Origin of the sequence: Calidithermus terrae (assembly GCF_003574345.1) — a bacterium.
Classification (GTDB): domain Bacteria; phylum Deinococcota; class Deinococci; order Deinococcales; family Thermaceae; genus Calidithermus; species Calidithermus chliarophilus.
In genome coordinates, this window is record NZ_QXDL01000078.1 from 1 (window position 1) to 17247 (window position 17247).

Annotated in this window: 9 protein-coding genes and 1 pseudogene; 5 read left to right on the forward strand and 5 right to left on the reverse strand. The window is 69.6% G+C overall.

Annotated features, from left to right (window positions below; genetic code table 11):
• Together Mterra_RS22300 and Mterra_RS10360 are read left to right on the forward strand one after the other, a co-directional pair.
• A pseudogene (locus Mterra_RS22300) lies at window positions 1–794 on the forward strand (S-layer homology domain-containing protein); the annotation flags it as partial.
• A 252-nt stretch (window positions 795–1046) separates the two neighbouring features.
• The gene (locus Mterra_RS10360; RefSeq protein ID WP_147372676.1) at window positions 1047–5105 is read left to right on the forward strand and encodes a VWD domain-containing protein; all 4059 of its coding nucleotides are present in this window, start codon (window positions 1047–1049) and stop codon (window positions 5103–5105) included.
• Window positions 5106–5206: 101 nt separating this feature from the next.
• Here Mterra_RS10360 and Mterra_RS10365 read toward each other — a convergent pair whose 3' ends face one another.
• From Mterra_RS10365 to Mterra_RS10385, 5 genes are all read right to left on the reverse strand, one after another.
• Window positions 5207–5674, reverse strand: a complete 468-nt coding sequence (locus Mterra_RS10365) for a DUF3592 domain-containing protein (protein ID WP_170159627.1) — start codon at window positions 5672–5674, stop codon at window positions 5207–5209.
• Between the two features lie 163 nt (window positions 5675–5837).
• A complete protein-coding gene (locus tag Mterra_RS10370) occupies window positions 5838–6323 on the reverse strand; it encodes a DUF3592 domain-containing protein (RefSeq protein ID WP_119315136.1) in 486 nt (161 codons plus the stop codon).
• 224 nt (window positions 6324–6547) lie between these two features.
• A complete protein-coding gene (locus Mterra_RS10375; protein ID WP_119315137.1) occupies window positions 6548–6994 on the reverse strand; it encodes a DUF3592 domain-containing protein in 447 nt (148 codons plus the stop codon).
• A 114-nt stretch (window positions 6995–7108) separates the two neighbouring features.
• The gene (locus tag Mterra_RS10380) at window positions 7109–7846 is read right to left on the reverse strand and encodes a hypothetical protein (RefSeq protein ID WP_119315138.1); all 738 of its coding nucleotides are present in this window, start codon (window positions 7844–7846) and stop codon (window positions 7109–7111) included.
• A gap of 314 nt (window positions 7847–8160) precedes the next feature.
• Window positions 8161–8565 carry a MerR family transcriptional regulator gene (locus Mterra_RS10385; RefSeq protein WP_119315139.1) on the reverse strand — a complete coding sequence of 135 codons (405 nt, stop codon included), beginning with the start codon at window positions 8563–8565 and terminating at the stop codon, window positions 8161–8163.
• Between the two features lie 118 nt (window positions 8566–8683).
• Here Mterra_RS10385 and Mterra_RS10390 point away from each other — a divergent pair, with 118 nt between their 5' ends.
• The 3 genes from Mterra_RS10390 to Mterra_RS10400 form a co-directional block, all read left to right on the forward strand.
• Window positions 8684–9820: an ATP-binding protein gene (locus tag Mterra_RS10390; RefSeq protein WP_119315140.1), complete on the forward strand. Its 1137-nt coding sequence runs from the start codon at window positions 8684–8686 to the stop codon at window positions 9818–9820.
• Window positions 9821–10600: 780 nt separating this feature from the next.
• Window positions 10601–11077: a hypothetical protein gene (locus Mterra_RS10395; protein ID WP_147372677.1), complete on the forward strand. Its 477-nt coding sequence runs from the start codon at window positions 10601–10603 to the stop codon at window positions 11075–11077.
• Between the two features lie 106 nt (window positions 11078–11183).
• On the forward strand, window positions 11184–17247 hold a 6064-nt coding region (locus Mterra_RS10400; RefSeq protein WP_147372678.1), incomplete at its 3' end, for an RHS repeat domain-containing protein.

Consider the following 17247-nt stretch of genomic DNA (forward strand, 5'->3'; position numbering starts at 1 on the left):
GCTATTTGCTGGCCGGGGCCACCCCCTGCGCGCTGGAGGGCTGGCTGCTGGCGGGGGCGCTGGTGACGGACCTCCCGCTGGGCTACACCGGCACGCTGCGCTACAGCCAGCTGCGCGAGGGGGAGCTGGCGGCGGGCTGCGACCGGGCGGTGGGCGGTCCCGGGGCGCTGGTGCTGCAGCGCTCGGCGGCCGAGCTGCGCCTGCGCAGCGAGGGCCCGCTGGCGGTGGACCTCTCCTACCGCCGCGAGGGGTACTGGGGGGAGAACCTGGGGCAGACCTTCACCCGGGGGGTGCTCGAGGGCGAGGCCGGCTTCCGCGTGCGGCTCCTCGGGCTGGAGCTGGTGCCGTCGGCGGCCTACAGCCGCATCTGGTTCGAGGGCGTGGACGGGGCCGACCCGGCGGTGTGGGAGGCCGCCGACGTGGACAACCCTGAGCGCGGGGAGCGCCAGACCTTCCGGCTGCGCCTGGCCTGGAGCGGCCAGCTCGGCGCGGTGGGGCTCGAGGGCGAGCTTCTGTGGCGCAACACCCTCTATCCCGACTACACCGCCAGCCACTACGGCGGCCGCGCCGCGCTCACCTGGGGCCTGGGCGGCGTGAAGCTGGGCCTGGAGGGGGGCTACTTCGCCGGCGACAACCTCGAGCTGCTGCGCCACGAGCCCCGCGACGCCCGCGGGGCCTCGGGTAGCCTGGGCTACGCGGGCCTGACCCTGGCCTTCGACGGCGGCGAGGTGAGCTACAAGAGCGACACCGCCGGGGGGGTGCGCTTCGGCGTGCGCTACGCCTGGAAGTTCTGACTTTAGGCAGCCGGCCGCTGAAGCGGCTATGGCGGGTAACCCTCGCGTGTTGACAAGCCCTTCCGACGGGGGTCGGTAAGAGCGCCCCCGGATCGTTCCCGCCAGTGTGGAGCCATCTTCTGTAACGAACTGGACAGGTTCCAGTTAACTTAATGTAACCGCCTGCCCTGGCGTTATCCCCCGGGAAGGCTGGCCTGTTTCTGTAAACTCCTCGGCGGGGCAAATCTGGAGTAGCCCCTATCGGAGGAGGTTGTGAAACCACAGAGCCGCTTTCTCGCCTTGCTATCGCTATCGATCCCCCTGCTGCTGAGCGGCTGCGGCCAGCCGTTCAAGGGGGCGCCCTCCCGGGCGTCCTTCACCCCCGACCCGGCGCTCAACAGCCCACAGGGCCAGTTCCGGCGCGGCCTCACCGCCGGCGGGGTGGCCCACGCCAACGGCTCGCTGGCCTTGAGCAACCAGGCGTCCCTGCACGGCAACCTGGGCTACCGCCTCAACGGCCAGCTCCAGTACGACGGGGCGGTGTCGGCCTCGGACGACCCCCGCGCGGCCTGCGCCGACAACACCCGCTCCGGCCTGTGCCCCGGCGGCCGGCCCGCCAACCGGATCCCCGCGCTCACGGTCCCGGCGCCGGATGCCGCCGGGCTGCTGGAGAAGCACCGGCCTGGGCGCTTCGACCTCACGCTGGACGGCGACCAGCACCTCGGCTCGCAGGCCGAGCTCGAGCAGCGCTTCCCGGTGGGGTCGAAGGTGCTGGTGCGGGGCAACGTCCACCTCAACTTCCCGGCCCGCCTCGAGGGCCTGACCCTGGTCCTGGAGGGCGGGCGCTTCCACCTCAACCGCGAGGCGGTGCTGCACAACGCCACCGTGCTGGCCGACGCCGTTCACACCAACGGGGCGGTGACGCTGGACGGCAGCCGCCTGCTGTCCAGGGGCGACCTCCGCGTCAACCAGGCCCTCACCGCCTCCGGCCCCAGCGGGCTGGTGGCGGCGGGCTCGGTGGTGCTCTCGGGGCGCCTGGAGGCCGCCGGCCAGCTGGCGGTGATCGCCCAGCGGGACGTCACCCTCAACGGGGGCGCCGGGCCCTCGGGCGGCGGGGCGGCGGCCGCGGTGTTCTGGAGCGGCGGCGACTTCACCTCCAACGGGCAAGCCCGGCTGGAGGGCTCGGTGGTGGCGGCGGGGGACGTGCGCCTCAACGGGGGCTTCAGCCTGCGGCGCAACGCCGCCGTGACCAACCCCCTGCTGCCCGGCGGGCCCCGGGACGTCGGCGCCCCGGTGGTCTACACCATCGACACCGCCGAGGTGCAGGGCGCCAGCCACATCCTCTCGCCGCTCGAGAAGACCCCGGCCCGCTCCCTGGGCACGGTCCACACGGTGTCGAGCGCCGAGTCGCTCACCTACGTGATGGCCCTGGACCCGCTGGGCGAGGTCGTGGCGCTGGACTTCGTCGGCGCCGGTAAGGCCCAGCTCGCCTTCAACGCCGAGAACAGCGCGCTGTCGCTGGTGCTTGGCTCGCCGGTCCTTTCCGGCTGGTCCGCCGAGCGGCGGTTGGCGCTGGCCGACGCGGTCAGGGCCCACCCCTCCTTCGGCCAGCTCACCCAGATCCTGCGGAGCGCCAGGCGCGTCGTGCGCGACCAGCAGACCTTGCCCCTCATCGACGCCATCGCGCTCCAGGTCGGGGATGCCTACGCCGACGGCCTCGGCCAGGGCCGCATCGCCGAGGGCCGCGCGCTCTTCGAGCAGGGCCTGAGCCAGGGCGGCACCTTGCCCGTCCAGGGGCGCACGCCGCGCCCGTCCCCCGGGAAGCCGGGGACCCAGAGGGTCGAGGAGAACTTCGACGTCTGGACCCTGCTCCAAGCCCTCCAGCGGGGGAACGAAGTGACCGTGTTCAACCGCGGCTTCCTGGCGGTGGAGGTGGCGATCTACGACGCGAACGGCAAGAAGGTGGGGTCAGAGCTGGTCAGCAACCCCTCAATGGTCACCGGTATCGCTTGGCTCGACTTCGCCATCAGCGCGGCTCGGGGTGATCGGAAAGCGGATTTCGATCTCTCCAAGCTGCCCGGTGCGAGCGACCCGCAGCGGTACCGCGTCGTCGTGTCGGCGACCTCGAGGGCTATAGTTCCGGGAGCGGGCCTGGACGCCAAGACCCTCAACGCCTTCGCGGCGTTCTCGAGCCTGGCGAGCCTGATCGGGTTTGGGGCCCCTCCGGGGCGGCTGGACGCTGAAACCATCCAGTATGCTGCTCAAAGCATTGAGGCTCTCGTAGCTGGTTTTCAGTTCGCAGATGCGGTCAGAAAATTTCGTGAAGAAGGGAAACCGGGACCGCTTTTTGAAGCGTTCCTTGTGTGGATGAACGAATTCAGCGACGTGTTCCGGAAGGTCTACTTCGGGGACAGCCGCGACGAGGCCATTGACGAGTACATCAAGCGGCTCTCCCAGGGCCTCGTCAAGCGGGCCGCCACAGCCGCGAACGCTAGCTACGCCCTGGCCCAGCTGGTCACACTGTACATCGCCTACGAGAACGAGAAGAACGGCCGGTTCCCGGAGGCGGTCGTGACCAACCGGGCCTGGGAGGACGCCGGCATCCCGGCCGACCCCAACAACCCCGCGGAGCCCGACCCAAGCCTGCAGAACCCGCCGGCCCCTCCCGGCTCGGACGACCCGGGCAGCGCACCCGCACCGGGCGGGGGGACGGGGATGGCCTCGAGCTTCGGCGACCCCCACCTGAGCAACTTCGACAACTTCGTCTTCAGCTTCCAGGCGGTGGGCGAGTTCGTCCTCACCAAGTCCACCGCTCCGGGCGACACCTTCGAGGTGCAGGCCCGCTACACCCCCATCCCGGGCTCGACCGAGGTCTCGGGCAACGCGGCGGTGGCCATGCGGGTGGCGCAGGACCGCGTGGGGCTGTACGCCAGCAAGGACGCCCCGCCGGTGCTGCGGATCAACGGCGAGGCCGTGGCGATCCCCGGGGGGGGCTTCTTCCGCCAGCTCCCCTTCGGGGGGTACGTGGTGTTCGAGGCGGGCAAGGCCATGGTGGTCTGGCCCGACGGCACCCTGCTCGAGGCCGAGCTGCTCGCGGGCACCGTGGGTCGGGTCAAGATCATCACCCCCGACAAGCGCCGCGGCAAGCTGGTGGGTCTGCTGGGCAACTTCGACGGGGACAACCGGAACGACTTCGTCACCCGCGGCGGGACGGTGCTGCCCTCGAGCCCCACCCCCCAGCAGTTGTACCAGGAGTTCGGCGAGAGCTGGCGGATCCGCCAGGCCGAGTCGCTCTTCGACTACGGGCCCGGCGAGGACACCCATTCCTTCACCGACCGCTCTTTCCCGCCACGCTACGTCGGCTACGACACGCTGGACCCGGCCGCCAGGGAGCGGGCCCTGCAGGTCTGCCGCCAGGCCGGGATCGTCAGCACCGTCGTTCTCACCAAGTGCGTCATCGACGTGGCGGTCACCGGCAACGACGACTGGGCGCTCATCTCGGCGGGCGTGGACCCCAGGGTGCGCGCGGTGACCGTCGCGCCGTTCCGCGTCAGCCTGGTTCCGGGGGCCAAGCACCTGTTCGGCGCCATCATCCCCAACCTGGTCGAGGACCGTGAGGTCGAGTGGACGGCGACCGGCGGGACCATCACCCGCCTCAGCGGCAACACCATGGAGTACACCGCGCCCGACACCCCCGGCACCTACACCCTCACCGCCACCCTGCGCAGCGACCCCTCGATCCGAAGCACCGCCACGGTGACGGTGGTGGAGCCGCTGACCACCATCCAGGGGGAGACCCGCTTCATCCTGCGGTGGGGCGAGAACCCCCGCGACCTCGACGCCCACCTGTGGCTGCCGGAGTCCAAGCCCTACCACGTGTACTACGGGCGCAAAGGCTCGGACGAAGTCTGCCCCTTCGCCTCCCTCGATGTGGATGACGTCGACGGCTTCGGCCCCGAGGTCATCAAAGTCCGGCGGCTCAGCGGGGGCCAGGGATACTACCAGCTATGGGTCCACAACTTCAGCCGCTACGGCACCTTCAACAGTGCCCAGGCCCGCGTGGAGATCGTGGACGAGCGTGGGGTGCCCACGGTGATCGAGCCGCCGGCGAACGCTGGGGGAAGCTTCTGGTGGCACGTGCTCAACCTGGACGCCGCCACCGGCCAGGTCATCCTGGTCAACGAGGTCAAGAACTTGGCAGAGCCCTACTTCGACACCTCGGCGGGCTGCAACGGCAACGCCGCCAACCTCGCGGCCCGGACATCCGGGCTCCAGGGTCAGGCGGGCGGCAAGCCCGCCTGGACGCCGGGGCAGCCCTACGAAGGGCCGTAACCTGTCACAAAGACTTCCCGCACGGAGCACTGATAAGGGGGACTCGAACGGTCCCCCTTATGCCTTCAAGGTGCTCACCCGCGCCAGGGCTGTAGGCGGGCTCAGCGGCGCGCGTAGCGCCGCAGCAGCAGGTAGGCCAGGAGGGGGCTGAGGGTGAGGAAGAGGAACGCGGGCCACTGCCAGTCGCGCAGCAGGCTGAGGTCGCGGATCAGCACCGCGTCGCGGGGGTCGCGTGGGTCGTAGTACACCGTCACCCGGGTGCCGCGCCCCCACCGGCGGGCCAGGGCCTGGGTGTCCACCGGGCCTACCGAGACCCGCCGGCTGCGGTACACCTGACCGCCCACCTCGTAGCTGAACTCGAAGCCGTAGGCCGGCCCCGCGCGCGGGTAGTTCACGATGAGGACGTCCTCGATGACCCCCGGGGTCGGGGCGTACCGCCGGGCCACGGCGTAGTCGTAGAGCGAGCGGAAGGTCTGGGAGGCCACGAACCCCCAGAACAGCAGGCCGACGACGGTTATGAACCCCGCCACCAGCTTGGCGGCGGGGTCGATGTCCTGACGCCGGTTCACCATCCGATTTTATGGCCTGATCTTAATCTATCTGAACGGGCGATTTCTTACAGAAAACAAGGTTCCGACCGCACCTAGGGTTCCCGGCCCGTGTTAGCGGTGTAACCCCAATGCCCTGCTTGACGCATGCGGCGGCAAGGGAATAGGCTCGGCCCTCCGGTGATCACGATCCGCTGGGTCTAGCGAAGGCGTAGCGCCGCAGCAGCGGCCACAGCGGGAGGGGGCTGAGGGTGATGAGGACGAACAGCGGCCAGCCCCAGCCGTGGGACAGGCTGAGGTCGCGGATCAGCACCGCCCTGCGCGGGTCGCGCGGGTCGTAGTACACCGTCACCCGCGTGCCCTCCGGCCAGCGCCGGGCCAGGGCGTCGGTGTCCACCGGGCCCACCGAGGGCTTCCGGTTACGGTAGGTCTTCCCGCCCACCTCGTAGGCGTACTCGAGGACGCGGGAGGAGGAGCCCCGGGGGGCGCTAGAGATGGTGATGTCCTCGATCACCCCCTCGGTGGCGGCGTAGCCCCGGGCGACGGCGTAGTTGTACAGGGTCTCCAGCGTCAGCAGGGTGAAGACGGTCCACGCCATCAGGTACAGGGTGATCACGAAGCAGACGGTCGGCGACAGGCCGAAGAAGGTGGTGTCCTGGGATTTCCCCATGAAACCAGCTTAACCCTATCGGGCCGGGGGTGCGGGTCGGGACCGCCAAGGCCCGGTCTGCCCGGCGGCAAGCCCCTGTGGGTTCCGGGACAGAGCAACCTGGGCCGGTAAGCCGTCACCTATCTGCGCGGCCGGGCGGTGGGAATCAGCCGCCCGGCCACACCTTTTGCCTAAAGTGGTGGCGGCAGCGACTGTACTGGCGGTGAGGCTACCAGCCTCCCAGCTCAGGGCCTCTCGGCTTTTTTCCTCAGCGGCCGGCGCTCGGACCAGTACAGCCACAGCCCGATAGCCGCCCACCAGGGCAGGTAGCGGATGCCCCGCAGGCTGAGCCGGCGGTCGAGGGTGGAGCGCCGGGGGTCGCGTGGGTCGTAGTACACCACCACCCGATCTCCGTCCAGCCGGGCGGGCTCGAGGCTGTCGTCGATCCTGTCCTTGAAGACGCCGGTATACTCCTGGCCGCCGGCCTCGAAGCGGTAGGTGAGCCTGTAGTAGTCGCCCTTGCCGGCGCGGCTCACGTACTCCTCCTCCAGCACGACGCCCGTGGTCACGGCCCAGGAGCGGGCGGCGAGGAAGGAGGCGAGGTCGGCGAGGCAGAAGAGGGCCACGAGGGGCGTGGCGGCGACCCACCACCACCAGAACCCCTGGAAGAAAGCAGGCTTCGGCGCGTCCATCCCGCTCCAGGATACTGGAATGAACCCGTGAAAACGGTGCTCATACCAACCAACGAATGGGCAGGGCGGGCCGGGATGACCCCCGGCCCGCCTTAATCTCCTGTGCCTGGCGACTCACAGCTCGATGAGCGGCGCCAGCCGCAGCAGCTCGAGCACCTCCTCCCACGGCCGCACGCGGCCGCGGTAGAACACCTCGGGGCCCGGCGCCCCCTCCACCGTGAGCAGCCCCCGGCGCCCCGCGCAGGAGGCCCCCTCGGTCAGGCTGCCCCGGCCCACGAAGAGGTCGCGGCGCGCGGCCGCGGCGGCCCGGCACAGCGCCTCGAGGGCGGGGCGCTCGAGGTGGCGCTGCCAGCCCTGCGAGACCCACGCCACGCCCAGCGGGGCGTACCAGCGGCGCTGCGCGTAGCCGTAGGCCGCCCCGTCGCGGCGCAGGGCCACGAAGGGGTGCAGGGCGCGGGTCCCGGTCAGCCGCCCGATGGCGGCGGTCACCTCGGCGAAGCCCGCCCCCAGCAGCAGGTGCTCGTCGAGGGCCAGCCCGTCGCGGCCGCCCTCGCAGGGGTGGGTGACGAACTCCTCACGCCGCACCCCCACCAGCGCCTGCACCGCCCCGCCCTCGCGCCAGAACACCACCCGGGCGACGGTGGCCTCCTCGCCCGCGCGCACGGGCGGGTGGGTGACCCACACCCCCGCGTCGTAGGTGCGCAGGGCGTCGGCCAGGGCCCAGGGGTTGGGGTCGGCGTAGGTGTTGCGGTCGCGGCGCCGGTCCACGCCGGCGGCCAGCTCGCCCAGGCGCTGCAGCACCGCGCGCGCTTCGCCCGGGGCCGGGTGGAATTGGAATTCCCCGCTCTGCATGCTTCCTCCTATCCGCTCCTCCGGCACGGGCCCCCTCACGCAGGGGGCCCGCCCCTTCTTCGTGCTGTCTTTGCCTGTGTCGGCTCGGCAGTGGTGCTAACGATCCTCCGGCCGGTCCTCGCGGCGGCGGGGCACGGCCCGGGCAGCGCCTCCTCACACCAGCGCCGCCAACAGCCCGCCCAGGCCGAACACCGCCACCATGGTCGCCAACACGATCACCGTCGCATCGCTCATGCTTTTCCTCCTATCGAGAAAAAGCATAGCATAATCAAGCGAGCGGGTTGGCGGCACCCTGGGTCGGCGGCCGGGCGCGCTCAGCGCAGGGCGGGGGAGGGGCCGTCACGTTTTGGCTCCTCACCGGGCGGGGCGGCCGTGCCCTGGGCCAGGCGCTGCTCCAGCACCTCCCGCAGCGAGTAGAAGCTGCGCCCGTGGACCAACCGGGGACGCAGCCGGCCCTGGCGGGCCCACTCCAGCACGGTGCGCGCCTCTACCCCCGCGCGCGCCGCCGCCTCGCGCAGGGGCACCAGCTCGCCCTGCAGGCCCTGCTCGAGCAGGGCCTGCAGGAGGGCCACGCTCAGGGGGCCGAGGCACAGCCGCCGCCTGCCCGCCCGCACCTCCACCGGGCGGCAGGGGCGAAGCAGGGCGAGCAGCTCGAGCAGGTTGCCCGGCACCGGCTCGACGCGGACCGGGGGCTTAGGGTCGGCGTTCATCCACCGCATGGCTTGAATGATACATCAATAACGGATAGGAGTAATTCCTTATCTCTAGCAGACGATCTCGCCCTATTTACAGTTCTATTGGTCAAAGGTACGATTTTTCATGATAGGAGGTAATGGTATGAACGACGCCAACAAAGCGGTCAACAAAGCGGTCGGAATGGCTCTCGCCGGCTCCGTCCCGGTCCATCTCATCGGGGCCCCCGGCGTGGGCAAGACGGCGCTCGTCGAGAGCCTGGCCCGGCGCTGGGGCCGGCACCTGGAGGTGGTGGTCGCGAGCAACCGCGACCGCACCGACTTCGGCGGCTTCCCGGTGCTGGAGGGGGGCGAGGTGCTGCTCGCCCCGCAGGCCTGGGTGAAGCGGCTCGTCACGGCGCCGCAGGGCGCCATCCTCTTCCTCGACGAGATCGGGGGAACTCCCCCCGACGTGAGGCCGGTTATGCTCCGCGTGCTCGCGGAGCGCTGGGTGGGGGAGGTGCGGCTGCCGCCCGAGCGGGTGGCCATCATGGCCGCGTCCAACCCCAGCGAGTGGGGGGAAGGCGAGGGGCCGGAGTCCTTCAGCCTGGCCATGCGCACCCGCATGGCCCACCTGCACTACCCGGCCCCCGGGGCGCAGGAATTCGCCCAGGCGCTGCTGTCGGGCTGGGGCGACCCCCTCGCCGGCGTGGAGTTGCCCACCGCGCAGGCGGTGGACGCGCGCGGGGGGGAGGCTAAGGCGCTGGTGACGGGGTTCCTCGCCCGCTACCCCGAGGCGGTGGCCCCGACCCCCAAGCCGGGGCAGGAGGTGTGGGGCTGGCCCAACCCCCGCACCTGGGAGCGCATGGCCGTCCCCGCGCTGGCCGCCTGGCTGGCGCTGGGCGCCCGCGAGGCCGACCGCGAGGCGTTGGAGCTGCTACTGGTGGGGATCCTCGGCCCCTACGGCCAGACCTTCGGGGCCTGGCTGCGCGAGCAGGACCTGCCCGACCCCGAGGCCATCCTGGCCGACCCCGAGGGGCACCCGCTGCCCGGCCGGGCCGACCTGGCCTACGCCACGGTCGGCGCCCTCACGGCCGCGGTGACCAGCCGGCCGAGCGCGCCGCGCTGGGACGCAGCCTGGCGCTTCCTGCGCCGCCTGGTCCCCGACCTGCAGATCATCGGGGCCCGGACCCTGGCCGCGGCCTACCGCGAGGGCGAGTGGGGCCGGCAGGGCCTGCGCCTGCCGCAGTGGATCGAGGGGCTCCTCCCCCTGGTGGACCGGGTGGAAGCGGCCAAACAGTGACGTGAGAAACTGAGGCAAAGGATGCAGAAGGGGCCCCGCAGCTGCGGGGCCTTAATGATCCTCGCGGAAGCACCGGAGGCCTTGCCCGAATTCTTGCGGTCGAAGTGTTCAGGCGCTGAGCCTCGGCTCAGCGCCTGCGGGAGAATTACCGGGTGCAATGCCCGCCAGCAGGGTCTCCGCCACATCACACAGCGGCGGGGGTGATGGCCGGGGCTCACCCCTGCGCAGAGATCACTGAATCACCCGGAGGGCTGGGTAAGACCAAGCCCTCCGCGCGCCAGCTCAACGCAGAAAGCCTGTCTATGTCCAGCAGGAGGTAGGGCGGGCCCGCCCTGCACAGGATCAGATAGTGAGAATAAGATGAGGGTCAATTCCAGCCGTACAGATCCTGTGAGGATGAAATTCTTCTATGCCTGTCTATCAATCCGGCCAGGACTCCACTTTCACCACCCTGGGATCCTTCCTTAACAAACCTAAAGTTTCTTTCCAAAATTAGACGAGACTGAGAAGGGCGTGGTAGAACTAATCCATTTCCAGGTAGGCCAGCCTGCCTTAGGGGGAGTCGTTATGAAGCGATCCTTGTATGCCCTTTTGTCTTCTAAGAGCATTGCCCGTCGCATTCTCCTCCCGGCCCTGCTCCTCGTAGGGCTTGCCCTCTCGCAGGAGGCGCTCCCCAGGCTGAGCGGCCAGCTCAGCCCCTGGCCGCCCCCCGGGTGGCCTGAGGGCAAAGCCGCCGAGATCCGCCTGGGGATTGGCGCCCCACAGGCGCCCAGCGAGGTTTTGGCTAAGGCTGCCGTGGGCGCGGACGGCCGGTTCACGCTGGCGCTGCCGGGCGGCGTGGCCGCCCGGGCCTACGCCACCCCCGACTCGGCGCTGCAGCTGCCGGAGGGCTGCGACTTCCGCCCTTCTGTGAGCCCCGCCGGGGCCCGGGCCCTGCTGGCCCACCTGCTGGTCTATGCCGGGGGCGAGGCCACGCCCCGGGCCTTCCTGAGCCTGCGGGCCTACCAGCCGGGCGGCAGCCCCAACACCGGGACCGGCGCCTCGACCCTGCTGGTGTGGGCTGACCAGCCGGCGAGCGTCAAGGGGAGCGGCCGCTGCGGCGAGGCGGAGAAGTACCGGATCCTGCTGGAGGTGAAGCTCGAGGCAGGGTGGAACTTCGTCGTCATCCGGGTCCCCCAGGGCCCCGGTGCCGTGGTCCAGGTACGGGCCGACCCCAAGCCCGAGGGCGACTTCCTCCTTTACCCGCTGCGCCCTTAGAGCGCGGCCCGCTGCTGGCCTGGTGAGCGCCGGCCAGCTCTATTGTTCCCACCGTCCCCGTTAGCCCCCGGCTTATTCAGCCTGTGCCCGCCCCCTCGAGGCCCCTATGAGACACCGTCCCTGGCTTTGGCGCGACACCACGCGCCGCCGACTGGCCCTCCTTACCCTGATCCTCTTCCTGCTGGCGAATTACGGCCCCGGTACCCTGGTCCTGGCCGTGCCGCAGCTCTTCGTCCGCCCCGGTGCGGGGGTTTCGCGGTTGCCGCTGGAGGTGATGGCCTTCGAGGCCCCCGGCTTCGGCGAGCTCGAGGAGGCCATCAACCTGGCTTCCGGCAACCTCTACGTCGGCACCGACCAGCTCGGCCGCAACAACCTGGCCACCTCCGGCACCGACGAAACGACCATCACCATCGGGGGCAGGAACTGGAACCTGCTGCCGCGGCTGCGGTTGGCGCCCTACTCCAACGGGCTCAGCAGCCCGCCCGCCAGCTTCTTCCTGGGCAAGGGCGACGGCAGCGGCCAGACCTTCAACCGGGTAACCACCGACTTCGCCAGCGAGCCCCTCAAGAGCGCTCCCTCCTGGATCCAGCGCTACAAATCCGCCGGCACCGCCCCCCTCCCCGACGTTCACCTCTACGCGCTGGCGGCCCAGCCGGGCACCCAGTACTCCCAGGAGTGGGTGGTGCTGCTCATCCGGCCCAGCGGGCGCACCATCGCCCACTACTACATAGCCGACGGGACCCGCTACTCCTTCAACGGTGACGGCCAATTCGTGAGCTACAGCCAGACCCCCCACCAGCAGTACCGAGGGGCTCGTTTCAACAACGACCCCGAGGGTGAGAAGTACGACACTGGCTCCAACCCCAACATCGTCTGCAAGAACACCACCAACGCCGCCGCGCCCTGCACCCCCAGGACCGACTTCTTCTACACAGGGGGCGGCTCGGGGATGATCTCCAAGGTCCGCGACGAGTGGGGGCGCGTCAGCGTCTACACCTGGGACACCGCCCTCAAGACCCTGCAGCGCATCGACTACCTGGTGCGCGACCAGGCCAACCCTGCGACCACCTGGTCGCGCCAGGTCGAGTTCGGCTACAAGGCCTTCGTCGGCCAGCCTCAGAACCTGCTGGGCTGGGTCACCTACCGTGCGCCCGACGGGATGGGCGGCACCTTGGAGCGCAGGTTCGAGTTCGACTACGACCAGCGGCCCGGCGGCCGGGTGGTGCTCAAGGCCGTCAAGCGCTCGGCGGCGGGGCAGAACTACGCGCACGTCACCATCTACGACTACGACAGCTCCGACCGGGTGATCCGCGTCGACCCGCCCGGCGACGGCGCCCTGGTGTACACCTACGGCACCGGCTCCGACGCGGGCGGGGCCAAGGTCACCGTCACCGAGTGCAAGAACGCCCGGCTGCAGGACGGTCTCCCGGCCTGCGACGACTCTGCCAGCCGCAAGTACGCCGAGTACCACTTCGATCCTGCCGGACAGCTGGCCAAGCGGCGCGAGCGCGAGCACAACCCCTGGGTGGCCCAGAACTCCTGGACGCAACGCCCTGACGAGCGCTGGCGCGCCTGGACCTACAGCTACTGGCCCGACGGGTCTACCAAGGAGGTCACCGGGCCCTACACCGAGGGCGAGGCCGAGCCGCGCAAGCTGTACCTGGAGTACGACGCGCGGGGCAACGTGAAGCTCGAGCGCCTCTCGCTGGGCGCAAACGTCGTACGGGAGAAGACCTGGACCTACACCGCCGACAACCGGTTGCTGAGCGAGAACATCCCTGCCTACCCCGGCACCGGCTTCAACTACAGCGCGGTGCGGGAGTCCAGCAGCTACACTGACCACCCCGCCGTCAGCGTGAACGGCCAGACCTTCCGCGCGGTGGAGTGGGCGGAGACCTCCACGCTGGTCAGAAACGGCGACATCTGGTTCACCCAGTACACCCTGGCTGACCGCTACGACGAGGCCGGGCGCCTGGCCCGTAGTGAGCGTAGGCTGCCGGGCCAGCCGGATAAGACCCAGACCACCACCTATGCCTATCATTCGGGCAGCGGTACATGGCAGCCCTACGTGCCTGACGCCAACGGCAGCTACGCCCCCGCGGGCCCTCTGGTGCGGCAGTACGCCGACCTGGTGTACGAGCGCGACCACCAGGGCCGGCTGGGCCGCTACTTCTACGACGCCCTGGGCAACGTCAACCACGAGCTGCTCCCCGGGCAGCACACCGCCGACTACAGCGGCGCCACCGAGGTGCGCCACTACCGCTGGGCGTTCCGCTCGTACAACGGCTTCGGCCAGCAGGTCTGGGAGCACCTGTTCGTCTCGCCCGACGGCAACAACGGCGTCACGCCCGCGCGCCGCATGTGGTTCTACCTCCCGACCGGCGAGCTCGACCACAGCTGGGAGGGCCAGCCCACCAACGTCACCGACTACGAGTACCACACCTCCGGGGGCAACGTGGGTCGCCTGAAGAAGGTCACGCGGGGGGTAGGCGCCGGCGGCAGCGTGACCACGGTCCGGGAAACCACCGAGGTCCCCGCCGCCGACGGTTACGACGCCTACGGGCGCCGGGTGAAGTGGACGGTGGACGGCTTCGGCTACGCCGCCCAGTACGACACCCTCGACCGCCTCGTGCGGGAAACCCTCCCCGACGGAGGCTACACCGGCATGGCCTACCACGCCAGCGGGGAGCGCGACATCGAGTTCTTCTACCCCGCCAACAGCCGCCTGGACACCATCCTGGGCTGGGTCAAGGCCGTGGACGGGCTGGGCCGGGTCGCGAGCACCAGCTACGACGCGCACACCTGGGGCAGTGTGAACTCGGGCCAGCGGGGAGCCCAGGTGCGCACCTTCTACGACCCCTTCGACCGCCCGATCCGCGTCGAGGACGACCGGTTGACCATGAACAACCCCGGGGAGGACCGGACGACGTACTTTGTGTACGACTCGACCGGGAACCTCGTCAAGCGGTTGGACCCGCCGCTGCGCACGAACGGGAACGTGGACATGGGCGGGGTTTCACCCGGTTACACCGACGGGCGGCGGCCGTACGTGGAGTACAGCTACGACACCTTAGGGCGGAGGACCCAGGAGCGCCGCCTGCTGGCGGGCAACGTCACCCCCGCGCAGGTCTACAACAACCTCTACGGCAGCTTCGCGACCTGTGGCTCTTCCGCCGTGGCCTGCACCAGCACCGCCTACGACGTGCTGGACCGCCCTGTGACCGTGACCGACCCCGAGGGCTACGCTACCACCCTGGCCTACGACCCCGCGGGCAACCTGGTGAGCAAGACCCAGCAGGTCTGGACAGGAAGTGAGCCCGACTACGCCACGCTGAACGGCAACTTCACCTCGGTCACCACCCGCTACGCCTACGACGGGGTGGGGCGGGTGGTCGAGACGATAGACCCCCGCGGCTATACCCGGGGCGTCACCTACGACATCCTCGGCAACCTCCGGCAGGAATGGGACGAGCGGGGGGTCCTGGTCAAGAACTACACCTACACCGACGACGGGTTGCTGAGCGCGGTGCTTGAGCCCGACAACGTGGCCGGCACTCCTGCCAACGTCCTGGGCGACGGCCACGTCACGACCAAGGCCCTCGAGTACGGCAGCCGCCGTTTCCCCACCCGGACGTGCGTCGCCCACATGGACACCCAGGCCGGGGCCGAAGCGGCCTGCACGTCCCACACCTACGACTACGCGGGGCGGGTCCTGAGCGACACGCTGCCGGACAACTCCACGGTAGTCATCACCTACGACAGCCGTGGCAACCGCACCTCCCTCAAGGACGCCGAGGGCTTCGTGGCTGAGTACACCCATGACGCCTGGGGCAACCTGGTCCAGGAGCTCAAGAAGAGCCGTGGCAACCAGACCGACAGCGCCTCCGGTTTCCCCGACGGCAGCGGCCTGCTGAGCCAGTACTGGTACGACTACGCGGGCAACCTGGTCAAGCAGCGCTCCAACGGGGCGCCGGGGGAGGACAACACCGGCCTGTACACCGAGTACGCCTACAACTCCCTGGGCAAGGTGGTGCGCGAGACCCGCCCCCACAGGCAGGACCTCATCCCGAATATGAGGATGAAGACCTACCGCTTGGACGGCCGGCTCACGGCGGAGACCACCTACGACTATAGCGGCGACCTCGCCGGCAAGGTCGCCAGCGTCGGCGTGGACAACATGCCCACGGTCAGCGCGGGGAACGCCACGGTCTACGAGTACAACCGCCGGGGGGACAAGACCCGCGAGGCCTCCCAGGCTAGCCCCGTCACCAGCCCCATTCACCCGGCCTTGAACTGGGACGGCCGTGAGCGCACGGTGACCTTTCAGTACAACGGGCTGGGGCTCCTGGTCAAGCGCCTGTTCACCGGCACCGACCGGGTTTACGCCACCCAGCGCGACGCCGATGGTCGGCCGCTCACCCAGCGGGTCGACGTCGTGATCAACGGCATCACGCTTCCCTACTACGTCGGCAACGTCAACCACAACAGCTACCGGAGGCACGACGCCAACTCCAACCTGGTCGAGTCTTGGGACACCCCAACCAGCGCCAGCGGGGACGGCACGCCGATCAGCGCCAACGACAAACAGAACCGCTACACCTACCAGTACTCCTCGACGAACAAGGAGAGCTACCACACCCGCGACGTGCGCTTCAAGGTGCGCAGCTACTACAACACCCCCAACCACGACTTCTCCAACGGGGCGCTGATGGCCGCCACTATCGGCAGCGCCACCACGGTCTACAACGAGCGCGACCAGATCAACAGCGTCAACTACTACGACGAGGCCCCCAAGGACTGGAGCGCCACGGGCAAGGCCACCAGCAACATCGTGACCTACAGCTACTACCGCAGCGGCCTCAAGAAGCGAGCGCTCACAGGTGACGGGAACTACACCGACTACGTCTACGACAAGCGCGGGCGGGTGACCACTGTTACCGACAGCAACGGGGGACGTGACAACACCGGGGGCACCACGATCCCGGGCCCGGCGGTGACCAGCACCACCTACGACCCTGACGGCACCCAGACCCAGGAACTCAAGACCGGCAGCACGTTGCGCTACAAGCTGGTCACCCGGCCGACCCTCAGCGGCCTCACCGGGAGCACCGACGAGTGGACGGTCCAGGGGATGCTGCAGTCGCCGGCCCACCCGGTGAGCCAGGTGACGGTCTACCGCGCCACGGGGCACCCCTACGCGGGGCTCCCCTACCGCAGTACCACCACCACGGCCCAGGGCTGGCCGGGACCCGAGAACGCCTACTCGAGCACGACCTCCACCGCCACCTTCACCTACGACGGCTACGGCAACCGCACCCAGCACGCGCAGGAGACCGTGACCACAGGCCGCCGCTGGAATTCGGACTGTCAGTGCTACCGGCCGTTCGACGAAACCAGCTCCTACGTGCCCAAGACCGCGGCCTATAACGGTGTCAACGCCGTCACCAGCGAGACCGTCGGCACTCCGCCCGGCTGTAGCGACTCTACCTGCTACGGGTACACCCTCACCTACACCCTCAGCTCGCGGGGTGACCGCCTGTCGGTGTCGGATTCCAGAGGGGCCAAACCGTTCACGTACCACGGCCGCTCCAAGCGATACGACGCCGAGGGACGCGCGGCAATTTTCCAGATCACTGAGGATAGCAACACCTACCCGGCCAGCAAGCCCGCAGGCAAGACCAGCAATTACACCGCCTTCCGCTACGACCCCTTCGGCAGCCAGGTGCTGGCCGCCAACGGGTGGACCTGGGAGCAGGACGGCAGCAACCAAGCCCAGCACGCCATGTACCGCGAGACCTACACCAACGTCGTAGTAGGGGGTCGGGTGCACACGACCCGCAGGCAGTGGGGCCAGATGGCCTGGTACTGGCACCTGTACGGCTGGGAGCATCGCACCGAATGGAACTCCAACAACGTCTACAAGGACGAGGCCTACTCCCTGGCCGACGGGGCGCTGGAGAGTCCCTGGACGGCGGTCATGCCCTACGGCACGTACGCGATGTTCGTGAAGCCTCCGGTGCTGGCCCTGCCCACCGCGGCGCTCTCCTCCCAGCTCAGGCTCTCGGTGGGCAACGTGTCCCTGCTCGACCTCCGCCCCCCGGCCGCGGGCCCCTCAGGCAACACCAACACCCCGGCCCCGCCCGCCCGGCTCACCCAGCCCGACCAGGGGC